The organism is Rhodococcus sp. P4_F3_2 (assembly GCF_056401335.1).
Genome location: NZ_JBFUJN010000104.1, coordinates 1 through 784 on the forward strand (window position 1 = coordinate 1; position 784 = coordinate 784).

Here is a 784-nt window from a genome sequence, read left to right on the forward strand (position 1 = left end):
ATTTATCTTTATCTAATAATTTGTTTAGTTCTCTTGAAAAATGTCTGATTTGTTGTCTTGTAGGAAAAGGAGTTGTCTTTAAAAATTTGAGTTTTTCATCCATTTCAAAGAATGGAAGTGAAAGATCTTTGCTTAACTTTTTTCCTAGTGTAGTTTTACCTGCACAACCGTTTCCAAGAATACATATCTTAGACAATTTTCACCCTCCCTTTTGGAAATAACAGTAAGGTTCCTGTCTCAATCAATGTTATGTATATGTTCTATAAGAGGATCATTATTAATTTTTTCAGTAAAGAAGTTATTTATTAGAATAAAAAACCAGGCTTAAGCCTGCTACTATATTAAGTATTTACTTCTGATAAAATCTATTATGAAACTAACTTTGTATATGATATACAGMTTAAAAACAGAAAAAACTCCCCAGGTGGGAGGAGTTTTTCTGTTGGAGAATTCAATTATATGAATCAATAATTGGAAACATCATGAGTAGTTTGCTCAAGTTCGTCAGAACTTATGTCTAATCAGTAGATTTTTTTCATGAGATATAGCAACTTCATCTTTATAGTCAAAATGTGATTTTTGACTGATTTTCCCTTCTTTAACAAGTGCAATTTAAAAAACAGAAAAACCACTGGKCCTTAATCAGTGTTTTTTTCTGCTCTCAGAGAAAAGATTCGTGTCGGAATATTGGATACCTTACGGCATCTTGAGTAGTTTGTTCAAATTGATGTACTTTATTCATGAGAGAAAACTATTTATTACATCTATACAAACTAGTCATCAT

The 784-nt window shown here is 29.9% G+C and carries 1 protein-coding gene; it reads right to left on the minus strand.

Annotation, left to right across the window (positions count from 1 at the left end):
- The coding region (locus AC1DWA_RS32945; protein ID WP_477917618.1) for a shikimate kinase at positions 1 to 196 on the minus strand (196 nt) is incomplete at its 3' end.
- Positions 197 to 784 lie beyond the last annotated feature (588 nt).